This is a genomic window from Sporosarcina sp. GTC18466 (genome assembly GCF_055389225.1).
Genome location: NZ_AP044037.1, coordinates 2703348 through 2718218, shown reverse-complemented (window position 1 = coordinate 2718218; position 14871 = coordinate 2703348). Strand labels below are relative to the sequence as shown.

Below are 14871 nucleotides of genomic sequence, written 5' to 3'. Positions count from 1 at the left end.
AAACCCCTTGCCGCTTGGACAAGGGGATACGATTCATACATTTTCTGCTGCTGTCTCTTTATGATGGAAAGGGCATTTTCCCTGAATCGGCTCGGCATCGTCTCCGATGAAGAACTGTTTCCATTCATTATGGTCCGGGTCGCCAAAGTGGCTGATATCCGGATGTTTCGGCAGCTTGTCCCATACTTCTACACGCTGCCGGACCTTTTCACGGGAATTGATGCCGCCTTTTTCTGTGCCTTTGAGGCCTTCAAAGATTCGCCGCGGCTGGAAACCGAGCACCATGGACTGTCCAAGATCCCTTGTTTTCCGTTGTTTGTAGGCAGGTGCGTTGCCGAACACGAAAATGGGTTCTCCGGCAAAGTGGAAGTCCCATAAATGATGCTCCGGATCACGAGGCCTGTCAGCTGGCCACGGGGAATCATCGACCTCATGCAAGTACTGGAGGATATCCCAAAACTGCGCCCGGTATTCTTCCAGGTCCCCTTCCTGGTCGAATGGCTCAACGAACACGAACAATCCATGCCTTTTATGTTTTGGATTTTGAAACAGCTTGAGGAATTCCCCTAGCGCTTCCGGAAGATTGCTCCAATCCTTCTGCGATATGTAAGCATAGCGCAATTCGCCCTTCAACTCTCCGCCCATGCCGAAGTAACACGGAAACGTTTTATCCGTCACGGTTTTGTGAAACTCCTCATAACTGTCCTGCAGCCACGCCGGCAGGTCAGTCCGTTCTTTGAAATCCTCTTTTGTCAGTAATGCGTTCATTTACGTCACCCCCGTTTGATATCTCTCACCTTCTTTCCCTTGAATTCTCTTTCCAAAACGCAAGCTAGCCAAGTGGCTTCCATTGAAAACGGGGCTGTCCAGAAAATATAAACTTCATTATAAGGACATTTTAAAAAATTCTTATGAGGATGTAGAAAATCGCCAGAAACGGCCGACTCCTGCGGGAACAGCACGAGTCCGAGACCCCGCAGCGAAGCGAGGAGGCTCGGGCCGTGCCCGCGGAAAGCGTGCCGGTTCTGGCGATTTTCGTCTTTTCGGACAATCCCGTCAATGTTCCTACTAGATAAAACGCACTTTATCTTCAATTGGAAAACGTGTTGTCTGGTAAGCAGGAGAACTTTCTTTCCCGATTGTGATCAGAACGATCGGGAATTGGTTTTCCGGAATATTGAAACGCTCTGCGAACTTCACCTTGTCAAAACCGCCCATCGGCCCTGTCGCGTAACCGCGCTCTTTCGCTATCAGCATGAATTGCATCGCCGCCAGTCCCGCGTCGAATGTTGCGAGATTTTTGCGGGACTCCTCAGGCGCATAAGGGTAGGTCTTCTTTGCGTTCCCGACGAGCACTTCTTTGCTAGCTTCATCCAAAAAACCTGCTGCATGCATACTGTCATGCACTGGGTCGATGTTGTTATGGAAGTCTTTATCACCGAGCACTGCAATGACAGCCGAAGCCGTCTCGACTTGCTCCTGGTTGTACGCAATCTTCCGCAATTCCTTCCTCTCTTCCGGATCAAGGAAGACGATGAATTCCCATGGCTGCAGATTGCTCGTAGACGGTGCCATCGTCGCCTCTTCCAACATGCCTAAAATCTCTTCCCGTCCGATTTCGAAGTTCGGATCATATTTACGGACCGATCGCCGCTCTCGGATCAATGTCGATAAATTGCCAGCCATATAAACTCCTCCTACAGTCAACTAATCTTTTGTAAGTACAACGTAAGCATACTTTTAGTAAGTGCATACGTCAACCGTTTTGCAATATGGTATGATGGTAGAAAATCCGGAAAGAGGGAATGGCTGATGGCAAATCATCCAGTACACCAGTCCAATACGGAATCATCTTGCCATACATACTGGCGGGCGATTGAATTTATCGGCAAACGATGGACTGGCGTCATTATCTATCATTTATTCGAAGGGCCGAAGCGGTATCATGAACTGCTCGAGGCGATCGACGGCATCTCGGACAGGCTGCTGAGCGAGCGGCTGAAAGACCTGGAGCAGGAAGGGCTGCTCACCAAACGTGTCAGCAAGGAAGGGCCGAAAAAAGTGGAATATGAGCTGACCCCTGTCGGCCATGACTTCCGGGATGTGTTTAAAGCCATTCTGAAATGGGCGGAGAAACAGGACGCTTTTCTGGAAATGAAAAACTGACCAGCAGCACTGCTGATCAGCGTCCCGGGTTGCGGGCACCTATTCGTGGATAAGATCGATATGGATGACGGGAAGCCCCAGTTCGTTCACTTTATACCGCTCGAGCGCTTCCCGGACATCTTTCACATATAACACAATAAGTGTCCCGGTCAGCATCGTATCATGGGCATCCCATAACTCGATACTCTGGTCTTGCCACACATGAGAATCTTCTTTATCCTCATAAACATAAATTGCGGCCGGCGTGAAATGGAGGATGACGGGAAACAGATCCGTCTCTTCCTCTTTCCAATCCTCGCGTCTGCGATATGGATTTTTATCCTTCTGAAAAAACACGGAACCACTCCTTTCAAGCATTTCTTACTGCTAGTTTACATGATGGAGGATGAGTTATGGGCAACTGGTTTCCCAAACTATATGACTGGGCGATGAAGCCGCTGGAGGCTATGCGTTTCAGGGACGTACGCAAACGACTTGCCGGACATGCAGAAGGCCGTGTCCTTGAAATCGGTTCAGGGACCGGTTTGAATTTCCCATTTTACCTGCATGCGGAAAGCGTGGATGCGATTGAACCGAACCCGCTCATGAGTGCGCGGGCAAGAGGGCGACTGGCGAAAGCGACGGTGCCCATCAAGGTGCATGAAGCATCTGCCGAGCAACTGCCTTTCGAAGACGATACGTTCGACACAGTCGTAACGGCGCTCGTATTCTGCACGATTCCAGATCCTCACAAAGCATTACTGGAAATCAAGCGTGTCGCTAAAAATGATGCGAAACTGCTGTTTTTCGAACATGTGCGCATGGATCCTCCCATGCTCGCAAAAGCACAGGATGTTCTGACGCCGTTCTGGTCAAAAATCTGTGATGGATGCCGATTGAACCAAGACACATTAACGCTGATCCGCCAGTCTGGAATCTCAGTTACGGACGTGGAAGGCCTATACCGTGACTTGTTCTTAACTATAGAGGGTTCCAATTCAAAATAAGAGGCAGCCCAGGGCCAATCCGCCATTCGCTATACGGATGTAACATTCTGTTCACTTTCCGTTCATCTCTCCGGGGTACAGTGAAGGGATAAAAAATGTTTAGCGGAGGTGCGGAAATGGCGGCCCATAAAAAATCAACGAGTACCATAGGCTTTGCGATCCTTTTGATCGGCGTCTTCATGGCTGCGCTCGACAACGGAATCATCAGTGCGGCGCTCACGACGATCAATTCCTCATTTGACGTGTCCGCCACGCATGGCGCTTGGGGCATCACCCTCTACACGCTTGGTCTTGCGGTGGCGACTCCGATTGTCGGGAAGCTCGCGGACCGATATGGCAGGAAAAAGCTATTCCTGATTGAAGTGGCAATCTTCACAGTGGGCTCGCTTGGGGTAGCATTGAGCCCGAGCTTCCCCCTCTTCCTGGCAGCGCGCTTATTCCAGGCGCTTGGCGGCGGAGGCATTTTCATCATCGCAAGTTCGCATGTCATCAGCACATATTCCAGGGAGACGCAAGGCAGCAAGCTAGGCCTGCTTGGGGCCATGAACGGAATTGCCTCTGTCGTCGGACCCAATATCGGAAGTTTCCTGATCGACATCACTGGAAGCTGGCATTGGCTGTTCTTGATCAATGTGCCGATCGGCATTGCGCTCGTAATATTCGGATGGATTTCTCTTAAAGAAACAAAGACAGAAGTCATGTCGAAGATCGATTTTCTTGGAATTTCTTTGCTGTCCTTCTCCATTCTCAGCGTCATGTTTGCTGTCAATAATCTCGGTGAAGGCGGTTTGCTCGAAAGCCTCCTCGGCTGGAGCACGCTTGGACTGCTTCTGCTTGGCGTTATGATTTTCGCAGTGCTGATCATTGTGGTAAAACGCAATGAAGCGAAGAATATCGACCCGATTCTCCCGTATCATCTTTTGCGCAAGCCGACGTATTCAATGACAATGGTCATGGGTGCGCTGTCCGGGATGTTCATCGGATCGGTCATTTTCATCCCGTCTTACGCGGAACAGGTCCTCGGGATCTCGGCTGCGAAATCAGGCTACTGGATGACGCCATTGGCTCTCGCTTCCGGTATCGGAGCGGCAGGCGGCGGCTTCTTCGTGGATAAACAAGGTCCTGTCAAAACGCTTGTGCTATCCGGCGTCATTTCGGTGATCGGCTTCGGCGGTCTTGGCCTCTTTACAGACACAAAGCTGACTTTTATCGTCTTCTCTGTCATTGCAGGCATCGGTTTCGGATTCGTCCTTGGCGCCCCGCTCACCGTGCTGACATCGAATGCAGCAGGAACACAGAAAGGGTCGGCAATCGGCACCTTATCTGTTGCACGCCAGATCGGACTGACCATCTCGCCGACCATCTTCGCTGCGTTCATCCAGCAAGGCTTCAGCAGACTCGGGACACTGATTCCCGAGAAACTGAGAGCGCACGGTGTTGACCCTTCGCAAATGCCGGAAGGGGTGATGGGTGATGTTAGCGGAGGCGGTTATGCGAACATCCAGGAAAACATCGATAAGATCCCGGTTCCGGATGTCCGCGATGCACTCCACGAAGCATTTCAAAGCGCAGTCCATTCGGCGTATCAGCCGATTTATCTGACGACTGCCGGAGCGGCTGTGCTCATGATCCTTATCGCCCTGCTATTCAGCAGGAAGTTCAAAGAGGATGCGGAGGAGAACGCAGGAGAATGACCAAAAGGAACAGCCTGTCTTGGCTGTTCCTTCTTTGTATTCACTCCCGGTCAATTGTCACACGATATGATTTACGGGATGAGGTCAGGCGTTCGACTGTTATATTGAGTGACCGGATGGAGTCCTCCGAGAGTGGAATCTTTCCGTCATGATGGATTCGTTTCCACGTCTGAAGCTCTTTCCGGTATAGCTGCTCCGAGAACCGATAGATATCCACATCCATCTTGAGTGCCTCTGCATACGTTTCACGAATCTCCTTCTCGACTTCTTCAATCACCCTTTTCCGGATCTCTCCAAACTCTTCCTCACCGACAATTGTACTGACATTGCCGCCCACTCCCACATTCACGTCAAATTTTACACTATCGCCTGATACAATCGGTTTAATCTTTACAGTAACAGTGTCAATGACGACTGTCATATCATCGTCACCATCCGTGGAGAATGTGACTTCTCCCCGTTTCGTATCATTCGACATCCACTGGATCCCTTTTGCCTTATCCCCTTTGAGGAACCCTTTAAAGCCATTCGGCGTGGCGATTCCTACTCCTGCCAATTCGGGTGCTTTTATCTTTTCCTGCAAGGATGACCAGTTTTCTTTAATGGAGATTAACGGGATTTTCGCTTCATGGCTCGGCTCATTCATCTGGATGATCAGTCTTCGGATATCCAGCGGAGAGACAAATGATTCCTGCTCGAAGGAGTTTTCCGGATCTCCTAATTTTGAAAGGATGATCGCTTTATTAATGACTGGTCGCAGCAGCAATATTTCCTCGACCGGATCTTCCGTCGTATACACCCAGATTTGATATCTTGTTTCCCGATAGCGGATGAACAGATCGATGACCGGGCTTAATTTTACATTCTGCATGGCCTCTTCCGAAACAACCAGGTAGGACATATGCCCCCAAAAAACCGTCTGATCGGTCGTGCGATATAGATTAAAAATCGCTTCGTCCAATGTTCTCCCCGTGGCATGCCCGACCTCTGCCTGCACTTCTGCTGTTGTAGGCTGCTCTGATTTTGCCGTATTGGCAAAGTTTATGATTTGAGCGTAGAGAATATAGTGATCGTCCTTATAGTCGACCCCGACGCCATTGATATACAGCATCCGTTCCGGTTCTTTCACATCCCAGCAGCCGCTGAGCAGCATAGCGGGCAGAAGGATGATCAGCAGCAGCCGTTTAGTCATCCCGATCATCCGCCTTTCCGCTTCGTGTCTGATCGGTCACGTCTAATGACTTGGGCCGATCACGATAATATTTTGCAGGCAAGCGGAACAATGCTTTTCCTGCCTCTTTGAAGTCCAGATCAGTGGCTATATTCAAATAGGGTACGCCGAATGTCCGGATATTCGCCAGATAGACTAGAGTGAAGTAGACGGAGAGGAGCAGTCCGAACAAGCCGAAAAATGAAGTTAATAATATGAAACAGATACGTAATATGCTGATTGACATAATTAGTGACTGGTTCACCAATGTGAATGTCGCGATGGTGGATATGGCTATGACAACAACCATCGCAGGACTCGTGATGCCCGCACGAATGGCCGCGTCGCCTATGATGAGCCCTCCAACGACGCCGATGGTACCGCCGAGTGCTGACGGAAGACGCAATCCCGCTTCCCGGAACAGTTCAAACATGATCAGCATGACAATCATCTCAATCGACGACGGCAGGGGAAGCCCTGTATTCGCCTGTACAATCGTCGCCAGCAGCTGAAGCGGCAGCTGGTTTTGGTGAAACGTGGTCAGCGCGAGCCAAAATGCGGGCAGCACGAGACCTATCGACATCCCGAAAATCCGAAGAATCCTTTCAAATGATCCGGGGATGATCGGGGCTTCATTGTCCTCACTTGATTTGACAAGCAGGAATAGGTTTACAGGCAAGATGACTGCATACGCCACACCATCAACGAGAACCAAAAACCGCCCCCTTGCCAGTGCTTGCACGGCTTTATCCGGCCTGCCTGTGTAATCGAAACGGGGAAACAGCTTCGCACTTCTATTGACACTTTCCAGCAGAAGATCTCCACTGAATATAATATCGGTATCCACTTTTTTCAGTTGTTTTTTAATGCCGTATAAAATTTCCTTGCTTGCAATGTCTTCAAAATACAGAAGGGCAATCGTTGTTTTGGAACGCTTGCCAAGTTCGAGTTTTTCTACATTCAATGAATTTGTCGGCAGCCGCTTTCGGATTAAAGCGATATTGACTGCCACATCTTCGATGAAATTATCCCGGGGCCCCCTGACCGGAACTTCCATTTTTGTCTCTTCAGGCTGCCGGTTCGGTCGCTTTGTTATATCCACAGTATAAATAAGTCCGCTCTGTCCAAAAAACAAGAGGGCATATCCTCTGTATATCAAATGGATGAATTCTTTCTTATCCACTTGCCTTTCCAATCCAGGAAGGTACAATTCAGTCTCGATGGTCTGTGGTTCAAGCGGACGTCCGTTCATCGACTCTGCAAACTTCTGCAAACGCGGAATCACCAATTCACTGAGAAGCTGGCCGTCCACCATCGCATCACACGTTCCTACTGAGACCTGATGAATGCCAAACAGGTAGCTTTGAAATTGTACATCAGCCGACTTCTCAAACAGGGCACGCAGTTCATCCAGATTCAACTGATTTTCCTCTTGCTGCATGTCAGCTCACCTTTCCGTACCGCGTCGGTCTTCCTGTTTCGCTTTATTCCGAATGAGCACTAGGAACAGCGATAACAGGAACAGGAATACAAACGTCCCGATCAATACATAATCACCTTTGATTTTCAAAAAGGTATGGTCATTGATCAGAAAGAGGGAGAGCGATAGGAAATAGAAAGCCGGTGCAATGATACGCCACGCCCTCTTCTTGTCGCCCCCCATTTTCAACAAATCCAATACAATGTATAAGATGAAACCGATTCTTACAAACGCACCAGTAAGCCATTGGTAAACGGAAAGGAAATCAATATGCTCGATAAAACGGCCGACCCCGACTAATCCCCATTCTTCATATGCCGGATACCTTTGCTTCGTTGCCTCTTGGGGTCCAAACTCGGCAATGGCGCCAATCAATGGCCCTAGTGTCAGTCCTAAAAGCAGCACCAGCATGATCGCAAAATGCTTGAAGCGAAATTCACTCTTCACCTTATGCTGGATGAATAAGAACATCAAGATTTCCGTGAAACCAGATGCAGGGAAAACTGCCCCTTTCAAAACGGGCAAGGTTCCATGCTCTAAAAAAGGCAGCAGAAGCATGTAATCCTTCACCTGAATGTTAGTGATGGCAACAAAGAAACCTAAAATCACCACCCAGAATAATACAATTGCATTGACAATGACAATTGTCTGCAGACTGGTTGCCGCAAAAAATATACAAAGGATCGTATATACGAGTAGCAGTAAAGGAATTGGCGACTCAGGCAAGAAGGTGGCGTCTATCCACTGCACCGTCTCTGCCATCGTAAAAACTGCGATGATCAAAAAGACAATCGCGGTACTATAACGGAAAACAGCTGCTGCCCTCGGTCCGATGCGCGGAACGATCCAATCGGAAAGCCGTTCCCTGTTCGTTTTCCTGTGAATATGGACGAGCAGAAGAAGCCAGGGAATCACTGTCAAAAAAGCTGCAATGACTGACATCCAGGCATCCCGCCCCGCCCCCTGCAAGAGGGAAGGGATAATGGTGACATGATTTTTCAGGCCTGTTACAGTCATCGATAATAGGATGACATGCAAAACACTAATGGAGCCGACTCGATTCATATTAAAAACCCCTACCTCTTGTTATCACCCAGTTTCGACAGGGAATCCGTGATTTATAAGCAATAAAAAGCCAGCCGCCCATTTATAGGAAGCTGGCCATTCTTTATTCAACAATTACACCGTCCCGCATCGTGATAACTCGATCGGCATACGGCAGCATCTCTTCATCGTGCGTCACCATCAACGTAGTCAGGGATAGTTTCTTCGTCAAGTCTTGCAGCAGTTTCATGACATCTCTCGACCGCTTCGTATCAAGGCTTGCCGTCGGTTCATCAGCAAACAGGATCTTCGGGCGGTGGATAATTGCCCGCGCGATGGCAACGCGCTGCCGCTCCCCTCCTGATAGTGAAGCGGGATAGGCGTCCTTCCGATGCGCCATATCAACAAGTTCCAGGATCCGTTTCACTTCAGCTGCCTGCTCTCTTTTGCTGAGCTTCGTTTCAGAAACATCGAGCATGAGCATCAGCTGCTCTTCCACCGTCAGGAACGGGACGAGATGAGATGACTGGAAGACGAATCCGAATTCGGTTGCCCGCACATGGCGGATCTCCTCCTGCGACAGCTTTGTCATGTCCTTCCCGCCAAACATGATCTCGCCGTCGGATGCTCTCTGCAAACCTGCCGCAATTGTAAGGATTGTGGATTTCCCCGAACCCGATGGACCGACAAGCGCTGTGATTTCGCCCTCCTTCAGAGTAAGATTGACCCCCTTGAGGATCTGCTCCTCCACTTCACCGTTGGTAAATGACTTCGTCACGTCTTCAATCAAAAATGCAGGCATCTTACATCTCTCCTTGCTGAATCGCCTGAAGCGGTTCGATTTTCTTGATTTGGAATCCTGAAATGGTGGCTCCGATGAAACCGACGACCAGGAATACCGCCGACAGCATCAGCACTGTATCAAGTGTCAAATGGAAAGGCATCCCTTCAGATGCAATGAAATTGAACAACTGGCTAAGTGCGATGCTCAGAGCCAATGCGACAAGCGTGATGGCGATCATCTGCATCCAGATCATCCGGAACAGCGCAATGGTCTTCATTCCGATCGCTTTCAGGATGCCATACAGCCCGATTTTCTGGACATTCATCATATAGAAGAAGATCGCGAACAGCATACCGCTGATGACAACGAGGAACCAGATGATCATGTTAAGCGACATCTGTTCTGCACTGTAACTCGGAATTGCATTCAAGAAAGATTTGTTGGAGAATGCCTCTAGTCCGCTAATCGAAGGTGCGTCTTTCCCTGGGATGAAGATCGTCTGCATCTCCATCACCCGGTACATCTCCTGATAGTTCTTCATGCTGACGTACGCGACCGGCGCATGGCTGTATTTCTTTTTATCAACAAAGCCTTTTACAACGAATTCGCCGCTGTACTGGTTGTTTGTCAGCACATCACCAACTTCGATGCCGTCTTCTTTTAATGAGCTGTCGAGAATGATCTCACCGTCTTTCACGTTTTCAAAGACATCAGACTCAGTTGATGTGACGAACGCAACACTGTGCTGCTGGTCATCCTGGTCCGTCACGAATCCCATCTGCACAGAGAAGGCCGCTGCGTCTTCATGATCAGCGAGAACTTTCTTCTGCTGCTCCGTATCAATCTTGGAAAGATTATACGTCTGCTTTGCATTGTCATTCAGATAAAAATGGCCATTCGGCATATCTTTGATGAGCGCCGCATTATCTTGCGACAACCCATTTGCAAGTCCTGAAATGATGAACGTCAGAAAACTGACGAGAAAAATGATTGAACCGAGGATGAGGAACTTTGTCTTGTTCTTCCTCATTTCCTTCCATGCGATTTTCATACATACCGCCTCCGCTCTTCGTTATGTCTTCATGATACCCGGTCAATATAAACGGAAGGTGAACGGATGGTTACAGTTTGAAACGGGAAAAACCGCACAGGGGTTGTGCGGTGAGAGTGCTTGTTGCTTGCTTTAGTTTGGGTGTTGCTTACTTACGCAGATGGACTGCTTGCGATTGCGGGAGCATTGCGGATTTGAATCGTGGCATTGCTTATTTGTACCCTAGCCTTGCTCACATTTCGCGGTGCATTGCTTATTTAAGCAGCCGCTTGCTTGGAGCTAGGCTATTGCTTACTTTCGGCAGCGCCTTGCTCATTTCAGCTGCTCTATTGCTCATTTTTGACTGGCGTTGCTCATTTTAAGCAGGACGTTGCTCATTATGACTGCTTCATTGCTTACTTTGCACAGGAGATTGCTTACTTCAGCCAATCGCCTGCTTGCTACCAAGGGCGGGAAGATACTTATTTCAAATAAAACAATCCTCCATTGATAATATCCACAGTGATCACCGCTTCATACTGTTCTTCAATTGCGCGCTTTTCCACGTCATAGCATTCCGGCTTGTCGATGACGCCCTCATAGAAGTAATCCAGCACCTTGAGATCGCGTTTCTTCCGTGCCTTTGCTTCTTCTGCCCATGTGTGGTCATCATCGTTTATCAATCGGTCGATCAACGCATCGAGCCGGTCCAGCGCACGCATCGGCGGAATGGTGTAAGGGAGATAGAAGGTATGGGGCGGAATCTGCGCTTCGAGCTGCAGCTTGCCCGCTTTCTCCTGAAATCCATTGATCACCGCGCCGGTCATAAGGTTCATGCCGAGGGAATGCAGCATTTCCTTCGTCCGGTCGCTGCTGTAGGTGATTTTATAATTCACGCCGAGCCACGGGGTGAGCACCGCCTGCTTGTCATCTGCGGCATCCGTTTTTTCGAACATCCGGACAAAGGAGCCTCTCTCCCTTGTCACCTGAAACAGCTGGGAGAGACGCGGCGAGCCGTAGTGGATGATTTCGCCCGGCATGGGGTTCGCCAGATTGTCAGCCCTTGTGATCAAGGTCAATTTCATCGGCTTCGGCTCGTCTTGGATGCTCTCGATGTAACTCCAATAGTACGGCCGGTTCATGATCCGCTTATCCATGTCAATGGTCAGCTGGACGGTCAAGGCTTGCGGGGTCTCCTGCACGATCGTACAGCCCGTTTCCGTGAAGAAAGACCTGAGATACTCGTGAACGTGCTGGGGATACATACAGCAGCCTCCTTACATCGATAATTTTTCTGTCAAAATGTCATCGAGTTCTCCGACGACTTGTTCAAACACACCGATTTTCGTGTTCAGCAGCTCTAGAATATAGTCCTCGACCGTATTCGTGACCGCCAGATTATAAATATGGACATCATGCTTCTGCCCGAGCCTGTGGACACGCCCGATCCGCTGCTCGACTTTCATCGGATTCCATGGCAGATCATAGTTGATCACATGATGACAGAACTGCAAGTTGATACCCTCGCTTCCCGACTCGGTCGCAATGAGCACTTGCGCTTTCTCCCGGAACAGCTGTTTCATCCATTCACGCTTGCTTTTGTTGAACTTCCCGTTAAATGGGACGCTTGTAATGCCTCTTTCAAACAGATAATTTTGCAAGAACAACTGACTTTCCCGGTATTCCGTAAAGATGATGACTTTATCATTCGCTTGCTTGATAAGCTCCACCGTTTTCTCCGCTTTTGCATTTCGTCCTAGCGCAGATGCTTTTTCCATCAGTGTTTCCATGTAAGCAACTTCGGCAGCTGCCGTGCACCTGTCTTGCACTTTGCGCAGGGTGGCGAGCGCTGCTTCCTTGCTGCTGCAAAATTCCCGTTTCAACGTCATGACAGTGAAAGCATCCGAGAAGTTAGCGCTTTGATCCGGCAGTTCCGCAATCAGCTCATAGACTTCCTTTTCCTCGTCACTGAACTTGATCGGGATGATCTCCACAAGCCGGTTCGTCCATTCGATTCCTGTGCTTTGCCTTGAATTACGCACCATCACTTGGTTGATCAATTCTTTCAGGAATTCGTCTTCCTCGACATGATGCTTACTCGCGGAGAACACCTGCTGGAATGTCTCAAAATCGCCCAGATGTCCGGGCTTCAATAGTGATATTAAATGAAAGAGCTCGAATACATCATTCTGGATAGGCGTCGCCGTGAGCAGCAGACAGAATTTCTTTTTGAGGCTTTGGACGAATTCATAGTTCTTCGTCTTATGATTTTTCAATTTGTGCGCCTCATCGATGATGACGAGATCAAAATCCTGCTCGTAGATCCTTTCCTTATGCGGGCTGCGTTTTGCCATATCGAGACTTGCGACGACTATATCGCAGGTTTTCAGGTCATACTTCTTATTATATGGCATAGCAGGAATATGGAATTTCTGCGTAAGCTCCTCAATCCATTGATTCATAAGCGAGGCGGGCGTTAGAATGAGCGCCTTTTTCACGAGGCCGCGAATCAGATATTCCTTCAGGATGAGCCCGGCTTCAATCGTTTTCCCAAGCCCTACTTCATCCGCCAAGATCGCTTTGCCGTTCATCCGTTCAATCACATCCCGTGCGGCTTCGAGCTGATGGGCGTAAGGTGTCAATGACGGAACATACTTCGGCGCCTGCAATCCGTAGAAATCCGGGATGAGTTTCATTTTCTCGGTGTCATAGCACATCTGATATAACGTCCAATTATCCCAGTCCTGCGCACCATCAAGACGCTGCTCCAGGCCTTCCCTCCACTTGGACGGCCGTTCGATCCGCATATACGCTCACCTCCTCAAAAGACTTTTCCGTTAGACTGTCCAGGATGGGCATTCCTATGTATTTTCGGTATTTGTCCAATAAAAAGAGACACCCTGTTCCGGATGTCCCTCGTGTTTATTCGTCTTCATCTCCGTAGATATCAAACAACTCTTTGATATCTGCATATACCTGATAGCCCTTCCGCCAATAGCCTTCCATCCATTGCAAGAGAGATTCCATTTCTGGCCCATGGGCAGCTGCCGCTTCCCAGAACCCTTTACATTCATCCAGTTTCGCAAGGCACCAGGCAGGATCCGGAAATGACTCAAACCACTGCTTATCCTCCTCTTCCATCGGGTCAAAATGCAGGACATCTTCCGCGACAGGCAGCATTTTCGGCCACTCATCCGCCAGCCCTGCTTCAGCCATTATGTCCCGCAACTTCAGGAACATGGCGAACGGCCAGCCTTCTTCATCCGCATCTTGCAAAGTGTCCGGACGCAGCCGGTACTCTTTTTCAGGATGGGTTTTTACCAGCTTCTGAATAAATGTCTGTTTCGACGTAACATCCTCAAATGTATAGTTTCCAAGCGCAATCAGGATGACATCCGCTCGCAGCTGTCTGTCTCCGTATCGGGGTATTTCGGCAGTTCGCTTCTTTAGCAGCTGCTCCATTTCTGCCTGTTCGCTGTATGACAGCCTTTGGGTCAGTTCTTTTTTCCGCAGCTCCGGCAGCCGGATGGCGATATGACGAAATTCTTCTATGTTCATATGACTCCCTCCAATCATTTTCCTGTCTTCATCAATTGATTCCTGACTGGAAACTGGCCGTCAAAAGTGACCGGTACGCCGGCTCCGTCCAGTTCTGCATGGATATGCAAATGCGGTTCGCTCGTATTTCCAGAGTTCCCTACTTTGCCAAGCAGCTGCCCTGTTTCAACACGGTCCCCTTCTGATACAGCGACACTGCCTTCCTGCATATGCGCAAGCAAGATGGTTGCTTCATGTCCATCGCATAGTAAGAGGACATGGTTGCCTTCCGCATGCTCAGGATCCATCTCAGAAGGCCGCAGATCCGGCAGGTCATTCACCGCGCCGGTGACCTCGCCGTCACACGGGCTGTACAGTTCATGGCCGAAGATGGCATATTTCTCGAGCTCCGTCGGATAATATCCTTTAGCCCTCGTTCCCCATGGATATAGCCCTATTATATCAAGCGCATATTTCTGATCCGGGTACGCCTGATGATAGTTCATCATCGGATGGTTTCCGCCATGTCCGATATAGTACGTGCCCTCCTTCAGAGGAAACGCGAGATCGATTGCCGGTTCGTTCAAAAAATGGCTTCTGATGCCGTTGATATTATAGAAACCGAACACGATGATGAGCAGCCCATACAGACCATAAGTGAACCGTTTCGATTCTTTAGACACCATCTGTAACGACCGCACTTTCCGGAGTGATACCCCAAGCGCCAAGACAAATAGGACAACCCATACATACCGAAGCCCGTACCACACCCAGCTCCAATTCGCCGACTGAAATAAATACATGATCAGCAGAAATGTAGTCGCCGCATCGAGAATCCACTCCAGCTTGCTTTTGAAGGCGGCCTTCCATAAAATGACCAGGAATACACCCGGCAAAACAATCAGCATGAACAATGGAAGTAACACTGCATCACCCCTTG

At 49.2% G+C, this 14871-nt stretch carries 15 protein-coding genes; 3 read left to right on the top strand and 12 right to left on the bottom strand.

Annotated elements, in window-relative coordinates:
- Positions 1-33: 33 nt before the first annotated feature.
- Positions 34-768, bottom strand: coding sequence for a YqcI/YcgG family protein (locus ACZ5FK_RS13465; RefSeq protein ID WP_464805397.1), 735 nt, complete (start codon positions 766-768; stop codon positions 34-36).
- Positions 769-1068: 300 nt separating this feature from the next.
- Positions 1069-1686 carry a nitroreductase family protein gene (locus ACZ5FK_RS13460; protein WP_464805396.1) on the bottom strand — a complete coding sequence of 206 codons (618 nt, stop codon included), beginning with the start codon at positions 1684-1686 and terminating at the stop codon, positions 1069-1071.
- 126 nt (positions 1687-1812) lie between these two features.
- Between ACZ5FK_RS13460 and ACZ5FK_RS13455 the strand changes: the two genes are divergently transcribed.
- Positions 1813-2166: a winged helix-turn-helix transcriptional regulator gene (locus tag ACZ5FK_RS13455; RefSeq protein ID WP_464805395.1), complete on the top strand. Its 354-nt coding sequence runs from the start codon at positions 1813-1815 to the stop codon at positions 2164-2166.
- 39 nt (positions 2167-2205) lie between these two features.
- Here the strand turns inward: ACZ5FK_RS13455 and ACZ5FK_RS13450 are convergent, their stop codons facing one another.
- A complete protein-coding gene (locus tag ACZ5FK_RS13450) occupies positions 2206-2502 on the bottom strand; it encodes a hypothetical protein (RefSeq protein WP_464805394.1) in 297 nt (98 codons plus the stop codon).
- Between the two features lie 56 nt (positions 2503-2558).
- Between ACZ5FK_RS13450 and ACZ5FK_RS13445 the strand changes: the two genes are divergently transcribed.
- Both ACZ5FK_RS13445 and ACZ5FK_RS13440 read left to right on the top strand, forming a co-directional pair.
- Positions 2559-3152, top strand: coding sequence for a class I SAM-dependent methyltransferase (locus ACZ5FK_RS13445; protein WP_464805393.1), 594 nt, complete (start codon positions 2559-2561; stop codon positions 3150-3152).
- Positions 3153-3268: 116 nt separating this feature from the next.
- The gene (locus ACZ5FK_RS13440; RefSeq protein ID WP_464805392.1) at positions 3269-4846 is read left to right on the top strand and encodes an MFS transporter; all 1578 of its coding nucleotides are present in this window, start codon (positions 3269-3271) and stop codon (positions 4844-4846) included.
- Positions 4847-4886: 40 nt separating this feature from the next.
- Here ACZ5FK_RS13440 and ACZ5FK_RS13435 read toward each other — a convergent pair whose 3' ends face one another.
- From ACZ5FK_RS13435 to ACZ5FK_RS13395, 9 genes are all read right to left on the bottom strand, one after another.
- Complete coding sequence (locus ACZ5FK_RS13435) at positions 4887-6038, bottom strand: Ger(x)C family spore germination protein (protein WP_464805391.1); 1152 nt, start codon at positions 6036-6038, stop codon at positions 4887-4889.
- Positions 6031-7497 carry a spore germination protein gene (locus ACZ5FK_RS13430; RefSeq protein ID WP_464805390.1) on the bottom strand — a complete coding sequence of 489 codons (1467 nt, stop codon included), beginning with the start codon at positions 7495-7497 and terminating at the stop codon, positions 6031-6033. The genes ACZ5FK_RS13435 and ACZ5FK_RS13430 overlap by 8 nt, the downstream gene beginning before the upstream one ends.
- A 6-nt stretch (positions 7498-7503) precedes the next feature.
- Positions 7504-8601, bottom strand: a complete 1098-nt coding sequence (locus ACZ5FK_RS13425; RefSeq protein ID WP_464805389.1) for an endospore germination permease — start codon at positions 8599-8601, stop codon at positions 7504-7506.
- 103 nt (positions 8602-8704) lie between these two features.
- A complete protein-coding gene (locus tag ACZ5FK_RS13420; RefSeq protein WP_464805388.1) occupies positions 8705-9382 on the bottom strand; it encodes an ABC transporter ATP-binding protein in 678 nt (225 codons plus the stop codon).
- 1 nt (position 9383) lies between these two features.
- Positions 9384-10415: an ABC transporter permease gene (locus ACZ5FK_RS13415; RefSeq protein WP_464805387.1), complete on the bottom strand. Its 1032-nt coding sequence runs from the start codon at positions 10413-10415 to the stop codon at positions 9384-9386.
- A 461-nt stretch (positions 10416-10876) separates the two neighbouring features.
- On the bottom strand, positions 10877-11659 hold the full coding sequence (locus ACZ5FK_RS13410) for a YqhG family protein (RefSeq protein WP_464805386.1): 783 nt from the start codon (positions 11657-11659) through the stop codon (positions 10877-10879).
- Between the two features lie 12 nt (positions 11660-11671).
- Positions 11672-13201 carry a DEAD/DEAH box helicase gene (locus tag ACZ5FK_RS13405; protein WP_464805385.1) on the bottom strand — a complete coding sequence of 510 codons (1530 nt, stop codon included), beginning with the start codon at positions 13199-13201 and terminating at the stop codon, positions 11672-11674.
- A 115-nt stretch (positions 13202-13316) separates the two neighbouring features.
- The gene (locus ACZ5FK_RS13400; protein WP_464805384.1) at positions 13317-13952 is read right to left on the bottom strand and encodes a hypothetical protein; all 636 of its coding nucleotides are present in this window, start codon (positions 13950-13952) and stop codon (positions 13317-13319) included.
- Positions 13953-13966: 14 nt separating this feature from the next.
- Entirely contained in the window at positions 13967-14857 is an 891-nt protein-coding gene (locus ACZ5FK_RS13395) for a M23 family metallopeptidase (RefSeq protein ID WP_464805383.1), read from the bottom strand.
- Between the last annotated feature and the right edge of the window lie 14 nt (positions 14858-14871).

Excerpts from the sequence above, each read along its gene's own strand:
- ACZ5FK_RS13465 (WP_464805397.1), bottom strand. The coding sequence starts at position 768 with ATGAACGCATTACTGACAAAAGAGGATTTCAAAGAACGGACTGACCTG.
- ACZ5FK_RS13460 (WP_464805396.1), bottom strand. The coding sequence starts at position 1,686 with ATGGCTGGCAATTTATCGACATTGATCCGAGAGCGGCGATCGGTCCGT.
- ACZ5FK_RS13455 (WP_464805395.1), top strand. The coding sequence starts at position 1,813 with ATGGCAAATCATCCAGTACACCAGTCCAATACGGAATCATCTTGCCAT.
- ACZ5FK_RS13445 (WP_464805393.1), top strand. The coding sequence starts at position 2,559 with ATGGGCAACTGGTTTCCCAAACTATATGACTGGGCGATGAAGCCGCTG.
- ACZ5FK_RS13440 (WP_464805392.1), top strand. The coding sequence starts at position 3,269 with ATGGCGGCCCATAAAAAATCAACGAGTACCATAGGCTTTGCGATCCTT.
- ACZ5FK_RS13435 (WP_464805391.1), bottom strand. The coding sequence starts at position 6,038 with ATGACTAAACGGCTGCTGCTGATCATCCTTCTGCCCGCTATGCTGCTC.
- ACZ5FK_RS13430 (WP_464805390.1), bottom strand. The coding sequence starts at position 7,497 with ATGCAGCAAGAGGAAAATCAGTTGAATCTGGATGAACTGCGTGCCCTG.
- ACZ5FK_RS13425 (WP_464805389.1), bottom strand. The coding sequence starts at position 8,601 with ATGAATCGAGTCGGCTCCATTAGTGTTTTGCATGTCATCCTATTATCG.
- ACZ5FK_RS13420 (WP_464805388.1), bottom strand. The coding sequence starts at position 9,382 with ATGCCTGCATTTTTGATTGAAGACGTGACGAAGTCATTTACCAACGGT.
- ACZ5FK_RS13415 (WP_464805387.1), bottom strand. The coding sequence starts at position 10,415 with ATGAAAATCGCATGGAAGGAAATGAGGAAGAACAAGACAAAGTTCCTC.
- ACZ5FK_RS13410 (WP_464805386.1), bottom strand. The coding sequence starts at position 11,659 with ATGTATCCCCAGCACGTTCACGAGTATCTCAGGTCTTTCTTCACGGAA.
- ACZ5FK_RS13405 (WP_464805385.1), bottom strand. The coding sequence starts at position 13,201 with ATGCGGATCGAACGGCCGTCCAAGTGGAGGGAAGGCCTGGAGCAGCGT.
- ACZ5FK_RS13400 (WP_464805384.1), bottom strand. The coding sequence starts at position 13,952 with ATGAACATAGAAGAATTTCGTCATATCGCCATCCGGCTGCCGGAGCTG.